The sequence below is a fragment of the Streptomyces sp. NPDC048584 genome (assembly GCF_043199595.1).
In the GTDB taxonomy this organism is placed as follows: Bacteria; Actinomycetota; Actinomycetes; order Streptomycetales; family Streptomycetaceae; genus Streptomyces; species Streptomyces edwardsiae.
The window spans coordinates 126,426-153,035 of sequence record NZ_JBICWF010000004.1 but is presented as its reverse complement, the minus strand read 5'-3'; the positions used below and the strand labels follow the sequence as shown (position 1 = coordinate 153,035).

The 26,610-nt window shown below is 70.0% G+C and carries 27 protein-coding genes, 1 other RNA gene and 1 pseudogene; 17 read left to right on the top strand and 12 right to left on the bottom strand.

The genetic code is table 11. From position 1 onward, the window contains the following. Window positions 1–64: 64 nt before the first annotated feature. The 3 genes from ACGFR9_RS11090 to ACGFR9_RS11080 are packed head-to-tail and all read left to right on the top strand — an operon-like array spanning window position 65 to window position 3,336. Entirely contained in the window at window positions 65–922 is an 858-nt protein-coding gene (locus ACGFR9_RS11090) for a Nif3-like dinuclear metal center hexameric protein (protein ID WP_393205593.1), read from the top strand. Next, on the top strand, window positions 919–1,662 hold the full coding sequence (locus ACGFR9_RS11085) for a zinc ribbon domain-containing protein (RefSeq protein WP_393206306.1): 744 nt from the start codon (window positions 919–921) through the stop codon (window positions 1,660–1,662). Before ACGFR9_RS11090 ends, ACGFR9_RS11085 begins: the two co-directional genes overlap by 4 nt. A gap of 12 nt (window positions 1,663–1,674) precedes the next feature. Further along, entirely contained in the window at window positions 1,675–3,336 is a 1,662-nt protein-coding gene (locus ACGFR9_RS11080) for a bifunctional RNase H/acid phosphatase (RefSeq protein ID WP_393205590.1), read from the top strand. On the opposite strand, the gene eda is transcribed toward ACGFR9_RS11080, so the two are convergent. From eda to ACGFR9_RS11060, 4 genes are all read right to left on the bottom strand, one after another. Beyond that, window positions 3,311–3,958, bottom strand: a complete 648-nt coding sequence (eda, locus tag ACGFR9_RS11075; protein ID WP_393205588.1) for a bifunctional 4-hydroxy-2-oxoglutarate aldolase/2-dehydro-3-deoxy-phosphogluconate aldolase — start codon at window positions 3,956–3,958, stop codon at window positions 3,311–3,313. The genes ACGFR9_RS11080 and eda overlap by 26 nt on opposite strands. Window positions 3,959–4,041: 83 nt before the next feature. Further along, a complete protein-coding gene (yaaA, locus tag ACGFR9_RS11070; protein ID WP_393205585.1) occupies window positions 4,042–4,824 on the bottom strand; it encodes a peroxide stress protein YaaA in 783 nt (260 codons plus the stop codon). 51 nt (window positions 4,825–4,875) lie between these two features. Continuing rightward, the gene (locus ACGFR9_RS11065) at window positions 4,876–5,472 is read right to left on the bottom strand and encodes a hypothetical protein (RefSeq protein WP_393205582.1); all 597 of its coding nucleotides are present in this window, start codon (window positions 5,470–5,472) and stop codon (window positions 4,876–4,878) included. Continuing rightward, window positions 5,469–6,224, bottom strand: a complete 756-nt coding sequence (locus ACGFR9_RS11060; RefSeq protein WP_393205579.1) for a MerR family transcriptional regulator — start codon at window positions 6,222–6,224, stop codon at window positions 5,469–5,471. The genes ACGFR9_RS11065 and ACGFR9_RS11060 overlap by 4 nt, the downstream gene beginning before the upstream one ends. Before the next feature lie 133 nt (window positions 6,225–6,357). Between ACGFR9_RS11060 and ACGFR9_RS11055 the strand changes: the two genes are divergently transcribed. The 4 genes and pseudogenes from ACGFR9_RS11055 to rnpB all read left to right on the top strand — a co-directional run bounded on the left by ACGFR9_RS11055 (window position 6,358) and on the right by rnpB (window position 9,105). Then, on the top strand, window positions 6,358–6,924 hold the full coding sequence (locus ACGFR9_RS11055) for a Uma2 family endonuclease (protein WP_393206303.1): 567 nt from the start codon (window positions 6,358–6,360) through the stop codon (window positions 6,922–6,924). A gap of 24 nt (window positions 6,925–6,948) precedes the next feature. Further along, window positions 6,949–7,776, top strand: a complete 828-nt coding sequence (locus ACGFR9_RS11050) for an AraC family transcriptional regulator (protein WP_393205576.1) — start codon at window positions 6,949–6,951, stop codon at window positions 7,774–7,776. Between the two features lie 19 nt (window positions 7,777–7,795). Continuing rightward, window positions 7,796–8,575: pseudogene (locus tag ACGFR9_RS11045) on the top strand (DMT family transporter); the annotation flags it as partial. A 115-nt stretch (window positions 8,576–8,690) separates the two neighbouring features. Next, window positions 8,691–9,105, top strand: an RNA gene (gene rnpB, locus ACGFR9_RS11040) — RNase P RNA component class A. Between the two features lie 482 nt (window positions 9,106–9,587). Here rnpB and ACGFR9_RS11035 read toward each other — a convergent pair. Both ACGFR9_RS11035 and ACGFR9_RS11030 read right to left on the bottom strand, forming a co-directional pair. Next, the gene (locus ACGFR9_RS11035; RefSeq protein ID WP_358278873.1) at window positions 9,588–10,631 is read right to left on the bottom strand and encodes a tyrosine-type recombinase/integrase; all 1,044 of its coding nucleotides are present in this window, start codon (window positions 10,629–10,631) and stop codon (window positions 9,588–9,590) included. A gap of 361 nt (window positions 10,632–10,992) precedes the next feature. Further along, the gene (locus tag ACGFR9_RS11030; protein ID WP_095753128.1) at window positions 10,993–11,178 is read right to left on the bottom strand and encodes a DNA-binding protein; all 186 of its coding nucleotides are present in this window, start codon (window positions 11,176–11,178) and stop codon (window positions 10,993–10,995) included. Between the two features lie 485 nt (window positions 11,179–11,663). Between ACGFR9_RS11030 and ACGFR9_RS11025 the strand changes: the two genes are divergently transcribed. From ACGFR9_RS11025 to ACGFR9_RS11015, 3 genes are all read left to right on the top strand, one after another. Then, entirely contained in the window at window positions 11,664–12,332 is a 669-nt protein-coding gene (locus tag ACGFR9_RS11025) for an RNA polymerase sigma factor (RefSeq protein WP_393205572.1), read from the top strand. 67 nt (window positions 12,333–12,399) lie between these two features. Continuing rightward, window positions 12,400–12,702: a hypothetical protein gene (locus tag ACGFR9_RS11020; RefSeq protein ID WP_319646752.1), complete on the top strand. Its 303-nt coding sequence runs from the start codon at window positions 12,400–12,402 to the stop codon at window positions 12,700–12,702. A gap of 40 nt (window positions 12,703–12,742) precedes the next feature. Beyond that, window positions 12,743–14,344, top strand: coding sequence for a hypothetical protein (locus ACGFR9_RS11015; RefSeq protein WP_393205569.1), 1,602 nt, complete (start codon window positions 12,743–12,745; stop codon window positions 14,342–14,344). Between the two features lie 53 nt (window positions 14,345–14,397). On the opposite strand, the gene ACGFR9_RS11010 is transcribed toward ACGFR9_RS11015, so the two are convergent. The 5 genes from ACGFR9_RS11010 to ACGFR9_RS10990 form a co-directional block, all read right to left on the bottom strand. Next, window positions 14,398–14,853, bottom strand: a complete 456-nt coding sequence (locus tag ACGFR9_RS11010) for a single-stranded DNA-binding protein (RefSeq protein ID WP_393205566.1) — start codon at window positions 14,851–14,853, stop codon at window positions 14,398–14,400. A gap of 60 nt (window positions 14,854–14,913) precedes the next feature. Then, window positions 14,914–15,966, bottom strand: coding sequence for a peptidoglycan-binding protein (locus ACGFR9_RS11005; RefSeq protein ID WP_393205563.1), 1,053 nt, complete (start codon window positions 15,964–15,966; stop codon window positions 14,914–14,916). 74 nt (window positions 15,967–16,040) lie between these two features. Further along, window positions 16,041–16,706 (bottom strand): hypothetical protein, encoded by a 666-nt coding sequence (locus ACGFR9_RS11000; RefSeq protein WP_393205560.1) that lies wholly within the window; start codon window positions 16,704–16,706, stop codon window positions 16,041–16,043. Between the two features lie 38 nt (window positions 16,707–16,744). Beyond that, window positions 16,745–17,389 (bottom strand): hypothetical protein, encoded by a 645-nt coding sequence (locus ACGFR9_RS10995; RefSeq protein ID WP_280843940.1) that lies wholly within the window; start codon window positions 17,387–17,389, stop codon window positions 16,745–16,747. 19 nt (window positions 17,390–17,408) lie between these two features. Continuing rightward, window positions 17,409–18,044: a ParB N-terminal domain-containing protein gene (locus ACGFR9_RS10990; RefSeq protein ID WP_393205557.1), complete on the bottom strand. Its 636-nt coding sequence runs from the start codon at window positions 18,042–18,044 to the stop codon at window positions 17,409–17,411. Window positions 18,045–18,473: 429 nt separating this feature from the next. Between ACGFR9_RS10990 and ACGFR9_RS10985 the strand changes: the two genes are divergently transcribed. The 7 genes from ACGFR9_RS10985 (at window position 18,474) to ACGFR9_RS10955 (ending at window position 24,993) form a co-directional block, all read left to right on the top strand. After that, window positions 18,474–19,079, top strand: coding sequence for a hypothetical protein (locus ACGFR9_RS10985; RefSeq protein WP_280843938.1), 606 nt, complete (start codon window positions 18,474–18,476; stop codon window positions 19,077–19,079). Window positions 19,080–19,135: 56 nt separating this feature from the next. After that, a complete protein-coding gene (locus tag ACGFR9_RS10980; RefSeq protein ID WP_319646746.1) occupies window positions 19,136–19,429 on the top strand; it encodes a hypothetical protein in 294 nt (97 codons plus the stop codon). Window positions 19,430–19,434: 5 nt separating this feature from the next. After that, on the top strand, window positions 19,435–20,475 hold the full coding sequence (locus ACGFR9_RS10975; protein WP_393205553.1) for a hypothetical protein: 1,041 nt from the start codon (window positions 19,435–19,437) through the stop codon (window positions 20,473–20,475). A 14-nt stretch (window positions 20,476–20,489) separates the two neighbouring features. Beyond that, window positions 20,490–21,311, top strand: a complete 822-nt coding sequence (locus ACGFR9_RS10970; protein WP_393205550.1) for an ATP-binding protein — start codon at window positions 20,490–20,492, stop codon at window positions 21,309–21,311. Between the two features lie 149 nt (window positions 21,312–21,460). Continuing rightward, window positions 21,461–22,654, top strand: coding sequence for a DUF2637 domain-containing protein (locus tag ACGFR9_RS10965; RefSeq protein WP_393205547.1), 1,194 nt, complete (start codon window positions 21,461–21,463; stop codon window positions 22,652–22,654). Between the two features lie 78 nt (window positions 22,655–22,732). Beyond that, entirely contained in the window at window positions 22,733–23,149 is a 417-nt protein-coding gene (locus tag ACGFR9_RS10960; RefSeq protein WP_393205544.1) for a hypothetical protein, read from the top strand. A gap of 116 nt (window positions 23,150–23,265) precedes the next feature. Beyond that, the gene (locus ACGFR9_RS10955; protein ID WP_393205541.1) at window positions 23,266–24,993 is read left to right on the top strand and encodes a hypothetical protein; all 1,728 of its coding nucleotides are present in this window, start codon (window positions 23,266–23,268) and stop codon (window positions 24,991–24,993) included. Window positions 24,994–25,742: 749 nt separating this feature from the next. Here the strand turns inward: ACGFR9_RS10955 and ACGFR9_RS10950 are convergent. Next, window positions 25,743–26,533 (bottom strand): IS5 family transposase gene (locus tag ACGFR9_RS10950; protein ID WP_393206300.1). Its coding sequence is split into 2 segments (ribosomal slippage): window positions 25,743–26,203 and window positions 26,203–26,533, totalling 792 coding nucleotides; the frame shifts between segments, so codons are not numbered across the junction. Window positions 26,534–26,610: the final 77 nt, after the last annotated feature.

Below are 26,610 nucleotides of genomic sequence, written 5' to 3'. Positions count from 1 at the left end.
GGGAGGCGCGTGTGCTCCCCGGCGCCGGTACTGCCGTACGAGACGGCCAGGTAGCCTTGCAGGCGTGCCCCGTCTGTCTGAAGTCATCGCCGCGCTGGAGAATCTGTGGCCCGCCGAGCGGGCCGAGTCCTGGGACGCGGTCGGCACCGTCGTGGGCGATCCCGGCCAGGAGGTCACGCGGGTCCTGTTCGCCGTGGACCCGGTGCGGGAGATCGTCGACGAGGCGGTGACCCTGGGCGCGGACCTGCTGGTCACCCACCATCCGCTCTATCTGCGCGGTACGACCACGGTCGCGGCGTCCACCTTCAAGGGCCGCGTGGTGCACACGCTCATCAAGAACGACATCGCGCTGCACGTCGCCCACACCAACGCCGACTCCGCGGACCCGGGAGTCTCCGACGCCCTCGCCGGCGCGCTGGGCCTCCGGGTCGTACGGCCCCTCGTGCCGGACCCCACCGACCCGGACGGGCGTCGGGGGCTCGGCCGCGTGTGCGAGCTGGACCATCCGCTGACCGTCCGCGAACTCGCCGCCCGCGCCGCCGAGCGCCTCCCCGCGACCGCGCAGGGCATCCGCGTGGCCGGCGACCCCGACGCGCTCGTACGGACGGTCGCCGTCAGCGGCGGTTCCGGCGACAGCCTGTTCGACCATGTACGGGCGGCCTCGGCCGACGCCTTCCTCACCGCGGACCTGCGCCACCACCCGGCCTTGGAGGCCCGCGCCCACAGTCCCCTCGCGCTGCTCGACGCGGCGCACTGGGCCACCGAGTGGCCCTGGTGCGAACTGGCCGCGGCCCAGCTCGACGAGATCTCCGACCGTCACGGCTGGGACCTGCGGGTCCACGTCTCGAAGACGGTCACCGACCCCTGGACCGCCCACGCGGCGTCTCCCGCCACCACCGACACATCTGGAGCCCCCAACTGAACGCCGCGCCCGCCGACCAGATCCGCCTCCTGGACGTCCAGGACCTCGATGTCCGCCTGCAGCAGCTCGCCCACAAGCGGAGGTCGCTGCCCGAGCACGCCGAGATCGAGTCGCTGACCCGGGACCTCACCCAGCTGCGGGACCTGCTGGTCGCCGCGCAGACCGAGGAGAGCGACTGCGCCCGCGAGCAGACCAAGGCGGAGCAGGACGTGGACCAGGTGCGCCAGCGTGCCGTCCGCGACCAGAAGCGCCTCGACTCCGGCGCGGTCTCCTCGCCGAAGGACCTGGAGAACCTCCAGCGCGAGATCGCCTCCCTCGCCAAGCGGCAGGGCGACCTGGAGGACGTCGTCCTCGAGGTCATGGAGCGCCGCGAGTCCGCGCAGGAGCGGGTGGCCGAACTGACCGAGCGGGTCGGCTCCGTCCAGGGGAAGATCGATGACGCGACCGCGCGCCGCGATGCCGCCCTCGAGAAGATCGACGGCGAGACGGCCTCGGTGACGAAGGAGCGCGGGGTCGTCTCCGGTTCCGTGCCCGCGCCGCTGCTGAGCCTGTACGAGAAGCTGCGCGAGCAGCAGGGCGGCATCGGCGCGGCGAAGCTGTACGCCCGTACCTGCCAGGGCTGCCGCCAGGAGCTCGCCATCACCGAGCTGAGCGAGATCCGCAAGGCGGCCCCCGACACGGTGGTGCGCTGTGAGAACTGCCGCCGCATCCTGGTGCGGACGTCCGAGTCCGGCCTGTAGGGAGTCCGGGCGGTGCGGGAGTTCATCGTCGAGGCGGACGGCGGGTCGCGGGGCAACCCGGGACCCGCGGGCTACGGCGCCGTGGTGAGCGACGGGGCGACGGGGGAGACCCTGGCGGAGGCGGCCGAGTACCTCGGCGTCGCCACGAACAACGTCGCGGAGTACCGGGGCCTGCTGGCCGGCCTGCGTGCCGCGCACGCACTGGACCCGGGGGCCAGGGTCCACGTCCGGATGGACTCCAAGCTGGTCATCGAGCAGATGTCGGGCCGCTGGAAGATCAAGCACCCGGCGATGAAGCCGCTGGCGGCGGAGGCGTCGGGGGTCTTCCCCCGGGGCCAGGTCACGTACGAGTGGATCCCCCGGGCGGAGAACAAACACGCCGACCGCCTGGCCAACGAGGCGATGGACGCGGGCAAGCGCGGCGAACGGTGGACGCCGTCGGCGTCCCGTGCCTCCCTGGACACCCCGGCGGCCCGCCCGCTGACACCCGAACCGTCGGGCCCGCCCGGCGACGCGAAGGCGGGCGCGGCCAGGGCCCGCGCCGCCTTGGCCTCGCCCCCGCCCCCCGCCGCTGACGAGCCCCCCACGACAACGAACCCCTCGCGGCCTGCCACCGGGCAGCGCACGGCGGCTGACGCGGCTGTGGCACCGGGCGCTGGCACGGGACGCGCGGCCGATGACGTCAGCCTTGCCGCGGACGCGCGCGCGGCGGGTGCTGGTACCGACCCCGGGACGGTGGCCGAACCCTCGCCGCGTGCCGCCGGGGAGCGCACGGCGGCTGACGCGGCTCCCGCGCCGGGCGCTGGCACGGGACGCGCCGCCGGGGACGTCACGGTTGCGGCGGGTGCTGGTGTCGACCCCGGGACGGCGGCCGAACCCTCGCGGCCTGCCGCCGCTGTCGCTCCGGAGGCCGGCGGCGGGGCGCGTGCGGCCGACGTGCGGGCCGGTGACGTACGTCCACCCGACCGCACCCGCGGCAAAGCCGACGCCGATCTCCGGGCCGCGCAGGCCGTCGCCACCCCCGTTGCCGGGTGGGCGGCTCCCGACATGGGGCCGCCCGCGACCTTCGTGCTGTTGCGGCACGGGGAGACGCCCCTGACCCCGCAGAAGCGGTTCTCCGGAAGCGGTGGCAGTGATCCTTCCCTCTCCGGGATCGGGCGGGAACAGGCCGAGCGGGCCGGGGAGTTCCTCGCCCGGCGGGGGACCGTGGAGGCCGTCGTCGCCTCGCCGCTCGCCCGTACGCGCGAGACCGCCCGTATCGTCGCCGCCCGGCTCGGGCTCGACGTGACCGTGGACGACGGGCTGCGCGAGACGGACTTCGGCGTGTGGGAGGGCCTCACCTTCGGCGAGGTCCGCGAGCGGTACCCCGACGATCTGAGTGCCTGGCTGTCCTCCCCGGACGCCGAACCCACCGGCGGCGGCGAGAGTTTCGCGGCCACCGCCACCCGGATCGCCACGACCAGGGACCGGCTGACCGCCGCGTACGCGGGACGTACGGTCCTGCTCGTCACGCACGTGACACCGATCAAGACCCTGATACGCCTCGCCCTGGGCGCCCCGCCCGAGTCCCTGTTCCGGATGGAACTCTCCGCGGCCTCGCTCTCCGCCGTGGCGTACTACGCCGACGGCAACGCCAGCGTCCGCCTGTTCAACGAGACCTCGCACCTGCGCTGAGCCCCGCCGCCGTACGCGCCAGCCCCTCGATCCGCTCCCAGTCCCGCGCGGCCACCGCGTCCGCCGGAAGCATCCAACTCCCGCCGACGCACGCCACGTTGGGCAGCGCCAGATACTCCGGCGCGGAGTCGATCCCGATGCCCCCGGTCGGACAGAAGCGGGCCTGCGGAAGCGGCCCGGCGAGCGACTTCAGATACGCCGTCCCGCCCGCCGCCTGTGCCGGGAAGAACTTCATCTCCCGTACCCCCCGCTCGAGCAGCGCCACCACCTCCGAGGTGGTCGACACCCCCGGCAGGAACGGCACCCCGGACGCCCGCAGCGCCTCCAGCAGTACGTCCGTCCACCCGGGGCTGACCAGGAACCGCGCCCCGGCCGCCACCGCCTCGTCCGCCTGTTCCGGCGTGATCACCGTCCCCGCCCCGACCACCGCGTCCGGCACCTCGGCGGCGATCGCCGAGATCGCGTCGAGCGCGGCCGGCGTCCGCAGCGTCACCTCGATCGCGGGCAGCCCCCCGGCCACCAGCGCACGCGCCAGCGGTACGGCGTCGGCGGCGTCCTCGACGACGACGACCGGCACGACGGGGGCGAGATCCAACACGGAGGAGGGCAGCGGAGAGCTCATGCCGTCATCCTGCCCACACCGGTGCGCACCGCGCAAAGCCCATTGCGCAGGGTGCAACAACAGGGTGCAACAAGAGAATGCGATCAGTGGACTTCGTCGACCAGCACGTCCAGCGCCCAGGCGGCGCCCGCCTGGCCCGGTGCCGTGGCCTCCACCGCGTAACCGAGGTCCCGCAGCGCCTCCACCAGCCCGGCGGGGTCCTTCGGTACGGCACCGGCCGTCAGCAGGCTCCGTACGATCCGCCCCTTGGTCGCCTTGTTGAAGTGGCTGACCACCTTCCGCGTCGGCGCGTGCAGCACCCGTACGGTCGCCGTCCGCCCCGCGACCTCGCCCTTCGGCCTCCAGGCCGCCGCGTACGCCGCCGACCGCAGGTCGAGGACCAGCCCGCTGCCCGCCGCCTCGGGCAGCACCTCCGCCATCGGCGCACGCCAGTGCCCGCTCAGCGCGCCGAGCCCCGGCAGCCTCACGCCCATCGACAGCCGGTAGGACGGAATCCGGTCGGTGACCCGCACGGCGCCCCACAGCCCGGAGAACACCAGCAGCGACGTCGCCGCCCGCCGCTTCGCCGCCGCGTCGAGGGAGGCCAGGTCCAGGGCGTCGTACAGCACCCCGGTGTAGATCTCCCCGGCGGGCCGCGCCCCGGCGCTCCCCAGCTCCGCGTTCTTCGCGATCTCGCTCCGCAGTCCCTCGCTCAGCCCGAGCACCTCACGCGCCTTGTCCTCGTCGCCGGTGCACAGGTCCACCAGCTCGGCGAGCGCCGCCTCGCGCGCCGCGGCCAGCCCCGGCAGCGACAGCGACTCGGGCTTCAGCGGGGCACCGCGGCCGGAAGCGGCCTTGCCCTCGGACGGCGGCAGCAGGACAAGCACACGTACTCCTTCGGTCGAGCTCGAAGTCAGGGTACGGCGTGGGCCGGCACGTCAGACGTGGCCACCGGCGGAAGGCGCCCTGGCCAGCGCGCGTACGAGCCCGTCGGCGTCGTCCGCGTGGAAGCGGACCACGCGGATCTCGCGGGGACGCCCGAGGAGGGTGACATGGGTGAGGGACCCGTCGAGCTCGACCGTGACGGTCGTCTGCGACCCGACGGCGAGATCGAGCTCCCCCTCCGCCGCGTCGTGCGTCATCCGCAGCTCCCGCCGGACGGAGGCGATCCGCTCCACCGGTATCCGCAGATCGACGTGCACGGCCCGGCGCACCCGCAGCACACCGTCCCCGACCACATGCGGCCGTACGACGGACGCGGCGTGCAGCGCGACGACGAACACCACGGTGTACACGTCCAGGACGAGCACCACCGCGTGCACCGCCGGCCAGCCGGCCAGCAGTACGGACAGCGCCACCGTCTCGACCACGCACACGAACGCGAGCCCGTACATCATGGCCGCCTCGCCGCGCGCGTACCCGAACGCCGTCCCGCCGCCGACACCGTGCCGCCGCCGGGCCACCCACAGCCACAGGCTCATCATCAGCCGCAGCTCGTGCCCCGCCACCGCGCCCGCCATCCGTACGCCCCTCATGACCCCTCCTCGGTGATGATCCGCATCATGCGGCGGATCACCTCGGCCTGGGCCGGCGGAAAGTCGGCGTAGAGGGCCCGCAGAAAACCGGCGGCCTCCCCTGCCACGGCTCCCTCCGGAACCATCCCCTCGGGAACGGAGGCGACGAGCGCCCGCGCCGTCTCCTCCACCCGCGGATCGTCCGGCTCGGCGTCGGCGAGCGCGTCGAGCCGCTCGTACAGGTCCCGCACCCGCTCCATGCCGCCGGGCGCGTCCACGACCCCGCCGAGCAGCCCCATCAGCCGCTCCCGTTCCCCGGGCGGCGTGGCGGTCTCGATCAGCGCGAGCATCTCGCGGTCCCTGACGGCCATGGGGGAGCCGGACAGCTGGGCGGTGTCCCGGAACAACGCGGCCAGCTCCGGCGACACCGGCCCCTCGGCGGTCAGCCCGCCCTCCGTCTCCAGCAGGGCCCGCAGCCGCGCCCGCCGCTCCCGGATCGCGGCCTCCTGCCGTGCCAGATCCTCGTCCAGCTCGGTCAGCACCTCGACGAGGTCCTTCCCCGCCTCGTCCGCGAGCACGTCCCGCACCTCGGTGAGCCCCAGCCCCAGCTCGGTCAGCCGCCTGATCCGCGCCAGCACGACGGCATGCCGCAACCCGTAGTCCCGATACCCGTTCCCCAGCCGCACCGGCTCCGGCAGCAACCCCGACTGGTGGTAATGCCGCACGGCCCGAGTGGTGACCCCGACAGCACGGGCAAGCTCTCCGATCCGCATACCCCCAGTAGAAACGTTGCCGCTACGACAGGGTCAAGCGAACACGGTCGAGCGAACAGCACCGGCTTGCGCACCGGGCGAGCCCCCCGTACGCAAGTCTGGCGAGCGACCGAAAGCGAGGAGCCGCACCGTGATCACCTACGATCCGATCACCGAGAGCCTGCTGCTGGACTGGTTCGCCGTCCTCGACGCCCCCGAGGGGTTCCGGGCGGAACTCATCGAGGGAGAGCTCTTCCTCACGCCGCCGCCCGATGGATCGCATGAGCACTGTCTCGGCTGGATCTCGCGCCAGATGTACACCCGTTCCCGAACGGCCATGGCCTTCTCCGGCCACAAGGGTCTGCGGCTGAAGGGCGCGCCCTCCTGCCCACCGGACCACGTGATCCCGGACGGCACGCTTGTGCCCCAGGACTCGGAGCTCTTCCGGGGAGCCGATCCGTGGATGCCGTGTGCCGGTGTCGCCATGGTGGTGGAGGTGACGTCCACCAAGCCTCAGGCCGACCGCGAGACCAAACGCCGCTGCTACGCCCGAGGACGCATCCCCCTCTACCTCCTCGTCGACCGCGAAGTCTCTTCGCTCACGCTGTTCAGCGACCCTGAGGAGGACGAGTACCGCGAGCGGTGCACTCGCCCCTTCGGCAAACCGATCGCCCTCCCCGCCCCCTTCGCCTTCGACCTGGACACCGCCGACTTCCTCTGATCCCCTACTGCTCGGGGGTGCGAGGTGGCGGATGTACGGGAACAGGCTCGTTGGACCAGGGCGCGGCTGGGGCGGTGCGGGCCCGCGCTCGATCTGCTCACCGCCCGGTTCAACCGGCACGAGTACGCGCCGCACGCGCACGACGAGTTCACGGTCGGGGTCACCGTCGGCGGGCTGGAGACCATCGCCTACCGGGGCGGCCGGATCATCTCCGGGCCGGGCTCGATCGTTGTCCTGGAACCCGGCGAGATGCACACCGGCGGCCCCGCCGCTCCCGAGGGCTACTCCTACCGTGCCCTCTACGCCGCCCCCGCCCTCCTCGCCGACGGCACCCTCGGCGCCGCCCTCCCGCACTTCCGCGACCCCGTCATAGACGACCCCGAACTCGCCGTCGCCCTGCGCCGCGCCCACACGGACGTCAGCTCCTTCCCGGACCCCCTGGAGGCGGAGTCCCGTATCCCCTGGCTGCTCACCACGCTCGCCCGCCGCCACTCCACCGCCCGCGCGGACGACAAGGCCGTGCCCACCGCCGTCGCCCTCGCCGTACGCGACCGTCTCGCCGACCAGCTCCTCGAACCGCCCTCCCTCGCCGCCCTCGCCGCCGACCTCGGCCTCTCCCGCTACCAACTGCTCCGCGCCTTCCGTACGACGATGGGGTTGCCCCCGTACGCCTGGCTCGCCCAGTACCGGGTCACCAGGGCCCGCGCCCTCCTGGAAGCCGGCCTGCGCCCCGCCGAGGCGGCCGCGCTCGTCGGCTTCGCCGACCAGGCCCATCTGACCCGCTGGTTCCGCCGCGTCCTCGGGGTGACCCCGGCGGCGTACCGCAACAGCGTTCAAGACTCCCGCCGCTGAACGGCCGCACACTCACCGCATGACTGCACGCGGCTGGCTCCTCTTCTCCCTGATGGGAGTGGTCTGGGGCATCCCCTATCTGATGATCAAGGTGGCGGTGGACGAGGTGTCCCCGTCGGCGGTGGTGTTCGCGCGCTGCGCGATCGGCGCCGCCCTCCTGCTCCCCTTCGCCCTGCGCCAGGCCGGCCTCGCCCGGAACCTGCGCACGCACTGGAAGCCGATGCTGGCGTTCGCGGTGATCGAGATCATCGGCCCCTGGTACACCCTCACCGACGCCGAACGCCATCTGTCCAGCTCCACGGCGGGCCTGCTGATCGCGGGCGTCCCGATCGTCGGCGTCCTGCTTTCCCGCTTCTTCGGCACCGCCGACTCGCTGAGCACCCGCAGGATCACCGGCCTCGCCCTCGGCCTCGGCGGTGTCGGCGTCCTCACGGTCCCGCACCTGACCGGCGGCGACGCGTTCTCCCTGGCGGAGGTCCTGGTCACGGTCGTCGGCTACGCCACGGCCCCCCTGATAGCCGACCGCTATCTGAAGCAGGTCCCGACGCTGCACCTCATCACCCCCTGCCTCGCCCTCGCCGCCCTGGTCTACGCCCCCGCGGCGATCGTGACCCGCCCCGCCGCCCTGCCCTCCACCGAGGCCCTCGCCGCCCTGGCCGCGCTGGGCGTCGTCTGTACGGCGGTGGCGTTCGTGGCGTTCCTGGAGCTGATCAGGGAGGCGGGCCCGATCCGCGCCTCCGTCATCACGTACGTCAACCCGGCGATCGCGGTGGCGGCAGGCGCCCTCTTCCTGGACGAACCCCTGACCGCCCCGGTCCTGGCCGCCTTCGCCCTGATCCTCACCGGCTCGGTCCTGGCGACGGCCGCCGCACCGAAGCCCCGCTCGCGCCCGGTACCATGGTCGGCACGGCAGACGAGCCGGGCGGGCGGCCGCGTGGAGTCCCTCACGGGACTTCCCGAGGAACGTCCGGGCTCCACAGGGCAGGGTGATGGCTAACGGCCACCCGGGGTGACCCGCGGGACAGTGCCACAGAAAACAGACCGCCCGGTGCTTCGGCGCCGGGTAAGGGTGAAACGGTGGTGTAAGAGACCACCAGTGCCCAGGGCGACCTGGGCAGCTAGGTAAACCCCACCCGGAGCAAGGTCAAGAGGAGACGCCTCCTCGTAGGAGAAGGCGTCTCTGCGCGGATGTTCGAGGGCTGCCCGCCCGAGTCCGCGGGTAGACCGCACGAGGCCGGCGGCAACGCCGGCCCTAGATGGATGGCCGTCGCCCGGGACTTCCGCGAGGAAGCCCGGGAACAGAACCCGGCGTACAGCCCGACTCGTCTGCCGCTAAGTGCCTCTGACCGGCTGCCTTGCAGGTCAGGGGCACTTTTTTGTCGAATCAGGGGGCTTGATCAAACCCCGTTCCGCACCGGTTCAAACGGGGTCGCGCGGCTACGTACGTAGCCATGAATGTAGCCACGGGGGCACGGGACCCCGGACCGGCGACGGCAGGGCCTGACCTGCGGCAAACAGCTTTCTCCTGGGCTACCCGGCGGTCCCGCCGCGATGCTTGAGCAGGGTATGGAGTCCCGCTCAGCCAGTACCTCTTTGACAACCCTGCTCACGGGGGCGCTTCCCGCCGACTGCCAGCGAGCCGGGCCGCACCACTCGACTACCGGGCGCACGACAATGCCGGCGGCGCAGCGTGGAGGCGGAGGTGCAGAGGCTGGGAAAGCGGCAGCGGGGCTGAGGCCGGTGTCGGCCTCAGCCCCGCTGGGGTTCGCCGCTGCGTCTGCGAGAGGGCAGCGAGTACAACGGTCAGATCGTCACGCCGCGGCGCGTACGAGGGTCGGCTTCGGCCGTGCGGTCAGGCCGGCGGCTATCGCGCCGTGGGTATCGGCATGGTCCCTCAGGAGGTGGCTATACGTACGGCGCAGCTCCTCGACGGTGTCGCCCACCCACGCGGCCACAGTGTGCTCGGGGATCCCGTTCTGAAGGCACGTGGAGATGAAGGTGTGCCGGAGGTCATGGAAGGTCGGAAGGTTTCCCTCCTCGTCCTTGATGCCCAGCTTCAGCAGCGTGGGCTTCCACGCGTCGTCGTTGAAGTGGTTCCGGCAGACGAGGTTCCCGCGCCGCGTCCAGAAGAGTGCCTGTACCGAGCCGCGTTTACATTCGGTGATCGTCTTCTTGTGCTCCCACAGGACGTTCGCTGTTGGGCGCGGCGGGCGCCACTCCATGTACTCGTCCAAAACGTCCTGGAGGTACGGAGGGATCGGCACATTCTTCGTGTTGAGGCGCGGGCTCGTCTTGAGGCGGTCCACGAGGGTGGGGCTGTAGCCACTCTCCTTGGTCCTGAGTACCTGTCGACGAACGGTGAGTAGTTTTCCGTCGGTGTCGATGACGTCGTCGCACACAGCGAGCGCCTCCCCCTGCCGAAGGCCGCAGGCGAAACCGAGCATGGGGATGGGGCGGTAGTGCTTGGGGAACTCGTCGTAGATCGCCCAGCACTCGTCCGCGCTGAAGACGTACGAGGTCGACGCTTCTACGTAGGGCCCATCGACCTCGTAAGTGGGGTTCGAGGCGATCTTTCCGTTCTGGAGGGCATCCTTGAGGATCATCTTGAAGACCTTCCAGTGGCCATCCGCCGTGGAGTTGGCGATGCGCTTGTTGGCCTCCATCTCCTGAACCCAGGCTTCGACCTGGGCCTTCTTGATGGTCCGTAGGCGTTGCCTACCCCAGCGGGGATTGAGGTGCACGCGGACGGCTGACTCGTAGCCCTGGACGCTGATCTCCTTGGCGCGGCGCCTACTGAGCCAGTCGGCCGACCACTGTTTGAAGGTGAGGTTCGTTTCGACGGGCTCGGGCGCCACGCCTGGAGTCATTCCGTCGAGAATGGCCTGCGCTTGGGCCTGGGTCAGCCCGACGGAGTCGGGAATCGTTGCCCGTGTGCGGTTACCCGCGTCGGTCGTGCGGTTGTAAGACCAGCTATGGCCGCATCCGCCTTTCTTGGGCCTGTTCTGGTCGGAGCAATCGCACCGCTTATACACAGTGGGCTTGCGTGCCACGGGACGCCTCTCGCGATCTTGGTTGGTTCTCGGGTGACTCCCTGGCCAGGGGAGTCGGACTGTACGCAGGCGTAGCCATGGCCGGTCAAGCCGTCGAGCGGGAGGCGGAACGGTTGGTTGTGCCCCTTCTATTCGTGGCAATAGCGCCCGCGCGGCGCTGGGGATTTCACTCCGTACGGGCGTCGAGCCATGCCTCGAAATCGCGCTCCCGGACGCGGAGTATCCGATCACTGATGCGCACGACGGGGATATCCCAACTCCGGTAGTTGTCGAGCACCGTGCGCTTTGTGAGTTCCATCCGCTCGGCAATCGTCTCGAAGCTCAGCAATACGTTGGAACCGCCGCGGGCCATAGTCGTCCTCGTCCACTCGTGGGTGTCCCCCGGCAAACCGTTCCGGCCGGATGGAGCCGGTTCCGTTCGGCCCGGCACCGGTAAGTACGTCGATCAGCGGAATCTGTTACACCCGTGGGAATCCCAACGCGCCAGCCGCACGGTGAGGTCGCTGCGGGGTGGCGTCCGCCTTGGATGGCGTCGGTTGGATCGTCGGCTGAGCCTCTCGGATGTTGTCGACCTCAGCAGCGGTCTTGGGCGTGCCCTGACAAGGGTTTGTCGACGGATCAGCCCGCCAAGTTGCTCCCTCGGTGCACGCCCGCACCGGGTGCTTGAGCGTCCCGACTCATCGCAGGCCTGTTCGATGCGGTTCGCAAAAGATTGGTTATGCTGCATCAGCGCCGCCTCGGAACGTGATCGTCCGTTGGTGGGGAGACCATGGGGGTGTGCCCGAGTGTGGCGCTGTAGCTGATAAACGCAGCACCGGCTTGGGGGGATATCACGCCGTGACCGACATTCTGGAGGCTCTGGTCGGACGCGCCGCAGCAGGCGGAGAAGACGGGGCCGACGCCATGGCGGCGTTGTACGACGAACTCAATGACACCGTGTACCACTGGGTGCGGCGGTACATCCGGGACGGGCACGTCGCGGAAGACCTGTGCCAGGAAGTGTGGCTGAAGGTCGCGCAGAACATTGGCAAGTACCGCTCGGGTACAAGCCTGTTGGCCTGGCTGCGCACAATCACGAAGAATACCGCGCTGGACTACCTACGCTCGGTGCAGCGGCGCCCCGCGGAGGTGCTGTACGCCGACCACCTTGAACTCGACCGGCCGCGCTTCGACCAGAGCCCGGAAGAACACGCCGAACGGCGTGCACTGGCTCAGGCCGTTGCCGCGCGCATGCACAAACTGCGTCCCGTGCAGCGTGAGGTCCTGATCCTGCGCTTCTTCGACGGGCTTACCCCTGGGCAGACTGCGGAGATCATGGGGAAGACGGACGGCGCTGTCCGTACCCTTACGGTGCGGGCCCTGCGCAAACTTGCCGAGGTGATGCCGGAGGGCGAGTCTTCCTCCCAGCTGATGGAGGAGCTGCTGACCGCAGCCGGGGGCAGAAAAAGAGTTGTCGGAACACGGGTAGAGACACGAGAGGCGAGGGCGCATGTCGCGACGCGCTGACCAGAGCGAGCGCTTGGAGCGGGCGCTGGAAGGCGGGCCCACCCCTCACGATGAGGAGACCCGCCAGATGCTGGCCGCCGCGCGAGCGTTGCGGCCCGGCAATCGACGTAGCCCTTCGAGGGTGCGCGCCACCAGGGAAGCGATGCTCCGAGAATTCGCACGCGTCCAGAACCCGCAGGAGATACGGGAGGACGCCGGATCAGGAGACGGCCTGGACGAGCCGGAGCTCCATCGTGAGGAGATTGAACTGCCTGATGGCGGTCAGCTCATCCTCACCGACATCGAAGACATCACGCCCGAGCGTGCCGAGAAGACGCGCGCCCGCATCGCCAGCATCTTGAACAGCAAGGAAAGAGACCGCCAGAGTTGAGCAACGCAATTTCGGGGGGCCGCGGCACCTGGGGTCAGTCGTGACCGAGTCACAGCCTCCCGTCCGAATCCACATCCTGACCCCCGAGGACGAGGACGACGCAGATCTCACCGACCTGGGCCTTGTCAACCTGGGAGGTGAACGCCTCCTCTTCTTGAAGCCTCAGAGCTTCGACTCAGCCGTACGGCAGGTGCGTTCTGCATTGCCTGATCTCCCAGTGGAGCAGGTCGAACGCATGGTCCGTGAGCACCCGGAGTTCAAGGACTTCGGTGAACTGTTGGAAACCGTCAAGTCAGCTCCACCACTCGACATCACCCCCACGCCCGACGAGCCCCTCCAGCCCGGACGCCTGCGCGGCCGAGCGAGGCGGTGGGTTGTTGCTGCAGCGTTGGTGCCTGCGCTCGCAGGCAGTTGGGCGCTGGGCTACCTCACCGCCGGTAGCCCAGCAGGAACCTCAGCGAGTTCACCGGACTCGTCGCCGAGTCCTTCTGGTGCTTCGGCCGGGCAGTCCTCGGTGAAGCCGTTCATCGGCCCGGAGTTTCTGGACTTCTCCAATGCTGGCCAGATCGACTGCAAGCCGATCGCCAATCTCGAAGCAGAGTGCACGGACGCTGACGGCATGGTGATGGCAAGCAAGGCGGCCATCGGACCGGACAGCACGATCTTCACCTTCTCGTACGGCTCAGAGCGCATAGGGCTGAGGATCTTCGCAGACAAGGACTATGCGGAGACGTGGGTCCGGCAAGACGGTACGACCGAGCTGTACCCCAATCTCTCGCGATCCGGCCGGTACGTGCTCTGGGGCACAGACAAGGGGCGGTTGTCGGAGTACACGGACTTGATCCAAGACACGGAAGTCGACCCGTCGGCGAAAGCGAACGCGTCGGGCTTGGCGGCGCCGCTCCCGCCTCGTCTGGCAGCTCTCACCCTCGGCACGTTGGGGCTGGACAGACAGGACGTGGAGACCATCCTGTACGCGCCGAACAGCGCACCGGTCGATGAATCTGTTCTCCTGGCCGCGCAGTCAGTGCTCGGTGTCCAAACCACTGCCCCGTGGGTCACGGGCGGCGACGATATCGCGGCGATCGCTGCGGGTCTTGATCAGCCGCCGGTGGTGTCCGTGCCTGTGCACACTCCGGACATGGAGCCCCCGGTTGGGCCTGTGGTGGACGGCCGCCCGGATTCCACACCGACTGAGAGCACAGAAGGGACACAGCCGACTACGACGTCGCCAGCTCCCACGACCGCCACCCCGTCGACGGAGCCGAGCACCCCGACGGACCCGACGGAGCCGTCCACCGGGGACACGACGCCGAGCGAGCCTCCCGCAGAGACGATCCCCACGGTCCCGGAGTCGTCGGACCCACCGGCCACCGACCCGGTGGAGGAGACGCCGACCGCTCCCGTCGAGGAGATCCCAGCTCCGGCCGACGAGACGCCGACCATCCCGGTCGAGGAAACCCCGGCGCCCGCGGAGACGCCGGCCGCTCCCGTCGAGGACACGCCCGCCCCTGTCGAAACGCCTACAGAAGGCGCCGTGCCTCCCGGGCAGGCAGCAACTCCGCCCGCGGACACCACGGACCAGGCCGACGACGGCGACCTGTTAATCCTGGACTCCGCCTGGACCGTCGCCGCAGCCTGAACAAGCCCGAGGGGCCCCGGATATCAGCCCTGGGCCCCTCGAGTGCGTGTCGGTCAGAACGGCGGATCGTCGGGCGCTGGGCCTGCCCACGGGTCATCGGCAGCGGGCCGCCCATGCGCCGCGGCCGCCGGACGCTGCGCGCTGCCTCCGGTCTTGGTGACCTTCGCCGTGGCGTTGCGCAGGCTCGCGCCGACCTCCTCGACGTCCAGCTCGAACACAGTGCGCTTGACGCCCTCACGGTCCTCGTAGGACCGCTGCTTGAGGCGCCCCTGAACGATGACGCGCATACCGCGCTGCAGGGATTCGGCGGCGTTCTCGGCAGCCTGGCGCCACACAGCACAGGTCAGGAAGAGGCTCTCGCCATCCTTCCACTCGTTGGTCTGCCGGTCGAAGGTGCGGGGAGTTGAGGCGACGCGGAACTTCGCGACGGCGGCGCCGGAGGGAGTGAAGCGAAGTTCGGGGTCGTCGACCAGATTGCCGATGACTGTGATGACGGTTTCGCCTGCCACTCACAGGGCCTTTCAGGGACGGGGCCGGCCCGCTGGTGCGGCCCGGCCGGGACGGAACGGTCAGGAGAACAGGAGCTTCCAGGTCTTCGGCCCGGGAATCCCGTCGGCGTCGCCCGCCAGCTCCTTGTGGGCGAGCTGGAAGTCGCGGACGTTCAGTCGGTCCGCCTCGCCCCACTTCGGTCCGGGGCCGGAGGTGTAGTGCTTGCCGTAGCCCTTTCGAACGAGCTGCTGCCCGAGCAGGGTGACGGACGCATTGCTCTTGCCGGGGCCGAACTTGTCGACGCCGGGGAACGGCGGCGCGGGCTTCGCGGTGACCTTGCCGGGCAGGATGCCCAGCAGCTCCTTGAGGGAGGCCTCGCCGGGGACACCGTCCGCGGCCGCGCCGCTGTAGCCCAACGACTTCTGGAACTCCTGGTAGTTCTTGGTGTCCGCGTCCGTCCAGGTGGGGCCGGGGCCCGACGTGTAGTGCTTGCCGAACCCTCGCTTCTCCAGGGCCTGGCCGACCTTGGTGACGTGGTCGCCCTTGGCGCCGTAGCCGTAGACCAGGCCGTTGATGGTGACCTGGGCGCGGGAGACCTCGGTGCCGCCGCTGGGGAGGGAGCCGCCCGGGTTCGGGGCGGGCGCGTAGTCCCCGGCCGGCATGCCCGCCTTCACCCACGCGTACAACTTGGTGCCGGGGCAGGCGGTAGCGAACCCGTCCCGGTGGCCCTTCTTGACCAGCGCGCGGCCGGTCTTCTTGCACGCCTCCTCGTACAGCGCACGGCACGCAGCCAGGGCCTTGATGCTGGGCTCCTGGTCGCCGCCGATGGCGATCTGGACGCCGATGCCGGTGGTGTTGTGGTTGGGGCAGTGGGCGCCCTGGAGCGTCCAGCCGCGGCCCTCGAAGATGTTCCCGGCCTGGTCAACGACGAAGTTGTAGCCCACACCGCTCCACCCGTTGCCGAGGTGCTCGGCCTCGATGGCGCGCATGATCGCGTAGCCGGTGCGGGTGATATGGGCGCCGCCGTCGTAGTGGACGAAGAACTCGCTTCGCTTCGTCAGGGAAACGGTGGCCGGGGTGCCGTTCCAGGGCTTCGCGCCCCAGGTTGTACGGGAGATGATGCTGACGGTCATGGGGTAGTGCCCTCCACTGGGTGATCAGGTGGAGGGCACCGTGCATGGCGCGCCTGGTTAGCGTCGCGTGCTGGCTATTGGGCCAGGGTCCACGCCCCGTACTCGGCGGTCTGCTCCGGCACGTCGACGGTCAGCTCCCACGGTTTGTGGCCCTCCGCGCGGCAGACGATCCACAACCGGAGGGGTTCGCCCGCGTAGTGGTGCTCCCACTCGGTGGAGCCTCCGCCGTAGTGCGAGTGCGGGAAAGTCGCTTCCAGGGTCAGGCGCTGAACATCGCCTCGAGCAAGCGAGAAGGGCTCAGGAATTCGGCCAATGCCTTCGGCCTCGGTGCTGCGGTCGTAGATTCGGAAGCGGTAGGGGCCCCAGATCGTTGCCCGCCGTTCCTCCGGGGTCAGGCTGCCCGCGAGGACCGGGTCCTCCTCGCGGTTGCGGTCGTCGCGTACGCGCAGCTCCACCGAGTCCAGTCGGCTGATTCCTGACGGCGCCGTGTACCGCACCATCAGGTCAGGCCACCCCCTCTCGTCATCGATCCGGAAGGAGATTTGCGGCGTCAGGTCCTGGTGCCAGCGGTTCCGTTCGATCTGGGCGACCGATTCGGCCGTTTGGTAGGCCAGCTCGGCTGTCCGGTTGGCCGTCTGCGAGTTCCGGTCCGACGACTTCGCAGCTTTCATCGCGCTCCACGCCGCCCAGCCACTGAACGCTGCGGCGACTGCCGCGATGCTGCCCTCAACGATGTCCATGTCCGGCATTCAACAGGTGACCGCTGACAGGCGTCCGTCTACTCGTCCAGGACCTCGGCGTCGACGACGGATCCGTCCTCGAGTTCAGGCGGGTACTGGACAGAGAACAGGCTGTGGTTCAGGCGCTCGGCGAGCGCGGCCATGTCGACGGCCTGGTCGTCCGCGCCGGACGGGATGTCGCCCAGGCCGGTGATCTCGACCGCGACGATCGCGTCCTTGCCGTAGTGCTCACGGTGCTGGCGCTCGAGGTACCAGGCGTCCGCGCGCCAGTCCGGCGCGGTGCGGTCCTCGACGGTCTCTGTGACGATCTCGCCAGTGACGGAGTCCCGGAACTGTCGGGTGGTGGTCTTGGTGACAATCCCGCCGTCCGCGACCCTGCGGATGTTCGCCATGGCACGCGCGGCCGCGTGGGCGCGTGCAGTGCGGACCTTCTCGTACAGGGCGGCGTACTCCTCCGCCTCCTCGTCGGGTTCCTCCCCTGACTCGCGGGCCTCGATCTCGGCACGGCCGAGCGCCATCCAGCGCAGGAAGCTGGTACGGGAGATCCCGGCCATCTCGGCGGCCAGCTCGACGGCGATGCCCGTTCGAGAGGCATTGACGAGGCGCGCCTCGACCTCGTCGGAGAGCAGGCGCGGGCGGCCGCCGCGGCTCTGTGGCCGGCGGGCCTTGCGTCGGGTGGACATGGGGGACCTCGCGGCGGGTTCAGCGGCCGCTGTTGAACAGGTGGCCGCAGGCGGGGCAGGCCGTGTGCGCGGCGCGGCCGTCGTCGTCGGGACTGAGGCCACCATCCCGCTCGCCGTCGTCGGGCAGGTGGAGTGTGGGCGGTTCGTCCTCGCGGATGCCGCCGGGCAGGGTCTCGGGGTCGACCTGGCCGAGGAGCTTGTCGATCTCGTCGTGGGGGATGGCCAGGGAGTCGAACAGCTCCGCGTCGCCGGTCGCCAGGTCCTCGAGGACCGCGGCGAACTCGCGGGGGTCCCATCCACCTTCGCCCGGGAGGCGGTTGAGCTTGATAGCCAGGGCCTCAGCTTCCGCGTCGGATCGGGAGGACCAGCCGCGCAGCAGGGGGACGAGCCATCCGCCGTCCTCGTCCAGGGCGACGCCGCCGGGCAGGGGCATCCCACGGCTCTGCATCTCGATCAGGGCCTCGCGGCGGCCGTGGCCGTGGAGGACGTACTGGGTGCGCTCGTCGGCGACGGGGACTTCGACCAGGCCGTGCATGCGGATGGCGTCGATGAGGAGTTCCAGCTCGTGCCGCTTGGGGTTCCGCGGTGCCGGCGTCAAGTCGGTGAGCGGCACGTAGGCGATGTAGCGCGGCGGCCTGGCGATCGTCTCGGTCACGGCTGGTTGGTCCTCTCCCATGCGTCGGTGCCGGCGATGGGCGGGGGCTGCGAGCCCGCGGACTTCTACCGTGGCGCCCTGCCTCGCAAGCAGGACGATGCCGTCATGGCCGGTCCCCGCCCGTCGCCGGGCCGGTGCTGCCCTCGTTCCGGATGGGGCGGCGCCGGGGCTCCACCGCTTCCGGTGACGTCGCCGGGAGCAGTAGGGCCGTGGGGAAACGTAAGAAGACGCGCCTCTAACGTCGCGTCTACACACGCGAGTCTCATTGCTGTACTATCCGAAGCGGCTGGGAGAGCGACCCAGCTACCTGGGCCTAGGTGTAACAAAAATCGGCGGTCGTCGTACCTCCATACGACGCCCCGGAACACCCCGCCCGGGACAGTCCCAAACCCCTGGGCCTTGGCGTCCGGGGAAGGAAGGAACACCGCAATGGTGAACGACGCCGTGGAGGACCCGCAGGCCGACCAGCCAGCCGAGCCTCGTCTTTCGGACGTCGGCCTGATCGGCGCCCTTGCCCGCCTGTTGAACGACCATCAGAAGAAGGTCGTCAAGCCGGTGGTGGACGCGCCGAAGGTCCCGTTGATCAAGGGGTACGTCGAGGGCGGACAGTCGGACCTCATCATCCGAGTCGGTGACGACGTGATCGGCCGCTACAAAGTCAACCTGGCGCAGCCGAAGGTCGTCGTCGACGAGGACAACGAAGCGGCACTCAACGAGTACGCCGACAGCCACGGCGGCATAGAGGTCATCATCCGCCGGAACCCCACATGGGAAGCGTCCCTGCTCACGTACGCCAAGTACGACGAGGACACGGGACAGATCATCGACACCCGCAACGGCGAAGTGGTGCGGGGCCTCAAGTACGAGAAGGGCGGGGACCCCACGGGGAACCTGACGTGGACGTGGGAGCAGGGCGAGGTCGGCAAGAAGCGGCTGATGCGCCTCTATCAGGAGGGGGCCTTGAACGACCTCCTCAAGGAGAAGCCAGAGCTGATGGCCGGACCACGGCCCACCGCCGAGGACGCCCAGCACTGACCGCCCCGGGCCCAGCCCCCGGCGGTCGGGCCCCGCTTCCCTCCTGAGGAACAACGATGGCCACGCCCACTGACGTGATGAAACCGGCACTTGCCAGCGGCATATCTGACCGCGCGTTCCGCATCCTCTACGTGCTCGCGGTAGACATGGAACGAGGGTGGGTCCCGCTCTCCTCCGTCGCTGAACAGCTCGAGATGACTTCCCACCAGATCCGCCTGCCTATCAGCGAACTGCGCGCGGCCGGCCTCATTGAGCACGACCGGCGCTACGAGAGGGGCGGCACTGGCAGACCGACGTGGCGCACGTACGCCCGCCTCGTCGACGACAACGCCACCGAGGCCACTCCGTGAGCCGCTTGACCAGTCGTAACGGCGTCCGGATCAACCGACGCCCCTACGTCCACGTCGACTCCCAGACGGTTCGCGACACCGCCATGAGCTATCGCGCCCTGGGAATCCTGACGTACCTCCTGGATCAGAGCGAGGACTGGCAGGTGAAGTCCGAACAGCTCTCTAAGGGAGAGGGCCGGGAAGGACGGGACGCCGTCCGCAAAGCGCTGCACGAGTTGGCGCGCCGCGGCCATTACCGCCTGGAGCGCCGCCGGTTCCGCAACGGCCAGAACGCCATGGGTACCGCCATCTCCGAGTTCCGCGTCGAGCAATGGGCCAAGGACTACGTCACCTTCGGTGAGAACCTGACCGTCCCGGTGGTTGAGCAGGAGGACGGCTCTTTCCAAGTGCACTACCCCGACGGCTCGTTCGGCACCGATGGGTTCACCACCGAGGCCGCGGGCGCCGAGCCCGACCTCGACGACGAGCTCGAGGAGGAGACGCCCGCCGAGGAGCCGCAGACGCCGGCCTCCCCGGCACCGAAGCCCTCCCAGGTTGCCAAGCCCGCGGCCGCCAAGAAGGCTCCGGCGAAGAAGGCGACGCCCAAGGCTTCAGCCGAGGAGCCGAAGGAAGCGGCCGCCCAGAAGGCAGCGGAGAAAGCCCTCCTCGACGCGGACGCCGAGGAGGTCGCCAAGTGGTGGTGGGCGGACGCGGAGAAGCGGTACGGCCCGTACGTCGGGGACAAGCGCGGATACCTCGGCATGCGCAAGCAGGTCCGCAACGCCCTGGAGAAGGGCTACACCAAGAATCAGTGCGGCAAGGCCCTTATCCGCGCCGCGAAGCACTGGCCCAGCGCACAGCAGTGGCAGGACGCCCTCGGCATCGTCGCCAACCACATCCAGCCCCGGAACGCTGGCGGCCGCGTCCCGTACAACGACGCCGCGACGTGGGGCGGTCCGGGCGACAGCACGTCGATCATCCCGGGAGCCACCAACGGCCCGCCGCCCAGCACACCCGCTGATGACGACCATGACGACGCCACGTTCGGCATCGTCGAACGACCGTAAGGAGCGTGACCCTGATGTCTCTCACCACGGACGCCCCGGCGGTCCCCGCACCGGCCCGCGGGATGAACTCCTTCGGCGCGCTCAGCGAGCACCTGATGGCTGTTCTGGAGCGCGGCGGGGCGGACATGTCCAAGCTCGGCGTGCCTGCGCAGCCGGAGCCGGAAGACGGACTGTGGGAAGACGTGAGCGTTCCGCAGGCCCGCGCACGGCGGAACTTGTGGAGGAACAGCATGACGGACGCGGCGCACGACGAGTACCTGCACTTCCGCTTCGAGCACTTGGACCCGGGCCAGAAGCCGAACACCTTGCGGAACTGGATGAGTTCACTGGTTGAGGCGAAGAAGCGCGAGGCGCGGCCGGAGGTCCTGAACCTGATCGTGCCGGGGAACATCGGCAGCGGAAAGACGGCCGCAGTGTGCGCGCTCGGCAACGAGGCCGCGGAGCAGGGCCTGGTCGTGCGGTTCGTGAAGCACGCCACCTACCTGACATGGCGCCGTCCCGACTCCGCTCCGCACAACCTGACCGCGCACCAGGTGCGGGAGCGGTTCGTCACCTGCGATCTGCTGATTCTCGACGAGCTGTGCGGCGAGATGGACATGACCGCCACGGAGTTCGCTCGCAAGGAGACCATCGACCTGATCGACTCCCGGCTCGCGGCCGGCCGCGCCACGGCGTTCTCCACAAACCTGCGCAGCCGCCGGTCGGAGGAGCACCCCGGCTTGGGTGTGGTGGACATCCTCGGCGAGCGGCTTCTGTCCCGGCTCGAAGCCTCCGCCCACCTCGTGAAGATCCACGGACCGGACCGACGGAAGCCGGCGAAGCCTCTCGACTGGTGACCGCGCCGAGAAATGCCCCCTTACGGGACGAAACTGACGAGGTGTGAATTACGTCAGAGCGTGCGAAGGAAAGACGCTATATCGTTTGATCGACCCGGACGGCTATGAGCATACGTCGGCCGGGGCGACCCGAACGAAGGGATGGTGTCTTGTCGAATCTGCCGTTTTTGCGTGCCCGTAAGGGCAGGGCGAAGCAGCCGAGGCCGCTCACCGAGTCCGGAGTGCCGCCGCTCACCCGCTGGGAGCGCTTCGGCGCCGTCCTCACCTCGCTGCTCGCCGTCGGCGTCGGCGCCCTGGGCTTCTACGCGTCCTTCGAGGCGGTCTCACTCAAAGCGGTGTCCTGGGGCTTCGATGACCCATGGGTTCTGCCCGTGTCCATCGACTCGGCGATTCCCGTGTTCACCGCGGCCAACCTCTACCTGATCCGTATGGACATGGCTCTGGCGTGGGTGCGGTTCGTGCCGTGGGCGCTGAGCCTGATCACCTGCGCCCTGAACGTCGCCGCGGGCAACTCCCTGTGGGCGAAGGTCGCACACGGCGCGATCTCCCTGCTGTGGGTAGGCGTTTCCGAGATCGCCGCACACGTCTACGCCGTCCGCATCGGCGCCGCGACCGGCCGTCGCCGCCGCCTCGACAAGGTCCGCTGGAAGCGCTGGCTCCTCTCCCCGGGGCCCACGTTCGTGCTGTGGCGCCGCATGAATCTGTGGGAGCAGGAGTCGTATGACACCGTCCTCAAACTGGAGCAGGAGCGCCTGGTCTACCAGGCCAAGCTCCGCGGACGGTTCGGCCGGAAGTGGCGTCGGAAGGCGCCGGTCGAGGCACTGCTGCCGCTGCGCCTGGCGCGCAATGGCATCCCCCTCGCCGAGACCGCGCCGGACGGGCTCGCCGCGGCCGGCATCGAGACCACCGAGCCCTTCGCTGCTCTGCCTGCTCCCGCGGCAGGGGGCGCCAAGCCGCTCGCGCCCGTCCCGGCTGCGCAGACGACGCCCCGCAGGGTGACCGCCACCGTTCCCACACCCACAGCGGCCCCGCCCTCAGCCCCATCCCCCGCGCCCGCACCCTCTGCTCAGCCGCCCGCCCCGACGCCGGCGGCGACGTCGACCCCGCTCACCGAGGCGCAGGTGTACGACATGATCAAGGATGCGATCCAGGCCCGCGACATAGACCGCTTCAACAGCGGAGACCTGACCGGCTCCGCCATCGGACGGGCGATGGGCCAGACCGCGCAGAACGGCCGCAAGGTCCGCCGCCGCCTGCTCTCCACGTACGCGGCCAACCTCCTGAACCAGACCCTGCCCGACAACTTCACGGTCGAGGACGTGATGACCGCAGCACTGCCGTAAGGCATGCTGCACCCACCCGCACCAACGCGGCGGGCACCCTCCACGGGGGTGCCCGCCGCCTGCATGATCGGACCCTTCATGAGACCGGAGATCCTGGCCCGGATCGCCGCCGCCCGTGCCGCCCGCGACCTTTCCGACCTGGCCCGTCAGGCGGTCGGCGCGACAGCCGAGCCAGTCAATTCCACCGAGCGCATCCAGCGCGCACGCGAACTGCGACAGATGGTCAACGAGTACGTGGACCGAGTCGTACTCGGCGAAGCCCTGGCTGGCGCCGACTGGCAGGAGATCAGCAAAGCGCTGAACCGTCGCGACCCGAAGACGGTCGAGGGGGAATACGCGGACGCCGTCGCCGAGTGGAGCGCGCACGAGGGCGAGGGCGAGGCCGATGCCGAGGGCGAAGGCGCAGAGGACCTAGACGCCTGGTACGCCCGGCATCGGGAGGATCACGACCCTGACCTCGAAAAACCTGTCGCTGATCTGCTGAACAGGCATTGAGTCAGGCCTTCGTACGGGTAGAATAGTGCAGCAATGAGACTGTGAGAGCTTAGCGGTTCCGCTGTCTCATTCTGCGCGGGCAGAGCAACCCGCGCGTCCCGAACGAAGGATCACCGATGCCTGGTATCACCACGCCCTTGCGTGAACGCAAGTCCCGCCGGCCGACCGGTCTCCCCAACCCGCCCATGATCGTGCTGTGCGGTCCGGAGAAATGCGGCAAGAGCCACGAGGCCGCCCGTGGTACCGGCTCCGACCTGATCGGCATCGCGTTCTGGATCGAGATCGGCGGGTCTGAGGGAACAGCCGACTACTACGGTCGAGTCCCCGGCGCCAACTACGAGATCGTTCCGCATGACGGCAGTTACCAGGACATCCTCGACGCCATCCGATGGGCCGTGCACCAGCCGCAACGCGTCGCGGGCAAGCCGAACATGATCGTCATCGACAATGGCTCCAACCTGTGGGACATGATCAGCGACGAGCAGGCCCTGTTCGCCCGGCGACGAGCCGTGAACAAGGCGCAGGAGAGCCGTCGCCGCGCACCCAGCCTGGACGATCCGGTCGTCGTCGACCCTGACTTGTGGAACCGGGCCAAGGACAGGTGGGGCGAGATCCTTTGGATGCTCCGCCGCCACGCCGGGCCCGTGGTGATGATCGCCCGTCAGGAGGTTGTCACGGCCTTCGAGAACGACAAGCCCACCCGCAATACGACCCGGAAGATCAAGGCGGAGAAGAATCTCCCGGCCGCCGTCGACGCGATCGTGGAGATGCGCGGCATCGGTGATGCGTACCTGACGGGAGTGCGCACCTTGCACTGGGACGTGAAGCCCGGCGATACCGTCCGGTTCGAGGACTTCAGCATCGACGCCCTTTTGCGCCGTATGGGGTTCGAGGAAGCGGCCACACACCGCCAGGTCACCGAGTCGCGCCCGGAGGCCTACCTCGACGAGCAGCAGCCCACCCAGCCCCAGCGTGCTCAGCAGAGCCCCGCGGACAACGAGCTGACCGGCCCGAAGGCGGCCGCGCTCATCAAGAAGGCGCTGGAAGACCCGACCAACCCCGAGATGGCCCTGCAGGGCATCCGCGAGGAGTGGGGCATCCGCACCCTTCAGCAGATCCCCACCGAGTCCCGGCTCGGGAAGATGAGCGCGGACGCCCTGATCGCCCGCTCCCTCGCGTACATCAAGGCACAGGCCGAGAAGCGCCAGCAGGGCGCGGGGGACCAGCAGCGGGGAGAGACGACCGGCACCGACGACGGGCAGGAAAAGACGACCGGCACCGACGACGGGCAGGGAGAGACGACCAGCACTCCGCCGGCCGCGGTCGAGCAGGACCAGGCGCGTGAGCACCGCGAGACGCCGCCGGAGTCCTCGGCGCCGGTCCCGCCCACGCCCGAGCAGGAGCCTCCGGCCGAAGGCGCCACCCCTCCGCCGCCGGACCCGCAGGCCGAGGAGCCGCCGTCTGCTGAGACACCCGAGGACACCAGCGCGGCCGAGGAGCCGCAGGACATCCCGGCCCGGCCCGCGGCCAGACGCGCCCCGAGGAAGAAGCCGAACGACCCGATGGAGATCGCGCGCCAGGCTCTGCTCGATGAAGCCGAGGTACAGGCCCGCTTGAAGTTCACTACTCGGCGTGACCTACTCCAGCCGATCTACGCGAACGGAGAGCCGGGTTTGGCTCAGCTCCGGGACTTCGTGCAGGGGCAACGCGCCGAGGTGATCGCGCTCCTGGAGGAGAACGACCAGCCCGTCCTCGCCGACGTCTACCGGCGCGCGCCGATGCCGGATCTTGGTCTCGCGAAGAAGTTCGCCCCCTACTTCGACAGCGCGCCCGCAGGGCAGTGAGGTGACGTGAGGTGACGGCGGCCCGGGGCCTCTGGGGCGCGCCCACCGCTCTCGCGCGTCTCCCTCCCCGCGTCACCTCACCTCACCTCACGGGACGCGGCGCGCCCTGCCACCGCCTGCAGGCGCGCCTCCGATCGGTGGCCGGCGCGCCCATGATCGCCTCCCGGGGCGCGCCCGCGCCGCGCGCCCGCGCAATCCGAGGCGCGCCACCGGGACCCTGGCGCGCCTCCGTGGGGCGCGCCGCGCGCTGATCTTGGCGCGCCTGCGAACTCGCGCGATGGCGCGCGCCGGGGAAGGGCGCGCCCCCGATCGGCGCGCAGCGCGCCCACCGATTCGCGCGGCGCGGCGCGCTTGATCTCGACCGGCGCGCCCACGCCTGCGTAGCCGCGCGGTATGGCGCGCTCAGGACGGCGCGCCCCTCCGAGTCGATGGCGCGCGCCCTGTGACCTGCGAATTCATTGAGGCGCGCCCCGTGGGCTGCGTGGCGCGCGCCTGCCTGGCGCGGGGTGAACGGGCCAGCGCAGGAGGCGCGCGGCGAGCAGGGCGCGGGTCCTCGAGCGCGCCGTCGACCGCGCGGTCCGGCCGCGCCGCTCGGCGGGGTACTGATCGAGCGCGCGCGCCGGTTCCCCTCGAGCGCGCGCCAGTGGCGCGCCTGGCCGGGCCGATCGCGCGCGCCCGGAGACGACGAAGGGCGCGCCCCAGGCGCGCCCTCTTTCCACGACCCGGCCGGTGTCGCGCCCTTAGAGGTCCTAACAAAGGCGTTGGACGTGGCGGTGGGTGATCAGGCAGGTGGCGAGTCCGAGGAAGGCTTCGTGGATGTCGTCGCGTCGTTCCCAGCGGATGCGCAGTCGGCGGAAGCCGTGCAGCCAGGCGATCGTCCGCTCGACCACGTAGCGGAAGATGCCCAGGCCGGAGCCGTGTGGCTGGCCTCGCTCGGCGATGACCGGGCGGATGCCTCGGGCCCAGAGCAGGCGCCGGTACTTGTCGTGGTCGTAGCCGCGGTCGGCGAGGAGCGCATCGGGTCTGCGCCGGGGCCGGCCGACCACGCCGGACACGGCGGGGACCTTGTCGAGCAGGGGCAGGAGCTGGGTGACGTCGTTGCGGTTTCCGCCGGTCAGGGACACTGCGAGTGGGATGCCCTGGCCGTCGGTGAGGACGTGGTGCTTGCTGCCCGGCCGTGCGCGGTCGACCGGGCTGGGCCCGCTTTTGGGCCACGCCGGGCCGCCCTGACGTGGGAGGAGTCGATCACCGCCCGCGACCAGTCCAGCTTCTTCGCGGCCCGCAGCTTCTTCAGCAGCACCAGGTGTAGTTCGTCCCACACGCCAGCCTCGTTCCACGCTGCCAGGCGCCGCCAGCACGTCATGCCGGAACCGAAGCCCAGCTCCTGGGGCAGGTACTCCCACTGGATACCGGTGTGCAGCACGAACAGGATCCCGCACAGCGCCTGCCGGTCCGGGACCCGCGGTCTGCCCTCGACCAGTTTCGGACCCGGCTTGGGCAACAACGGCTCGATGAGCGACCAGAGTTCGTCCGAGACGATCCAAGGCCGCGACTCCCTCTTCCCCACGACAAAACCAACGAGGAACCACCCCGACAGTCACATGATCAACAACTTCT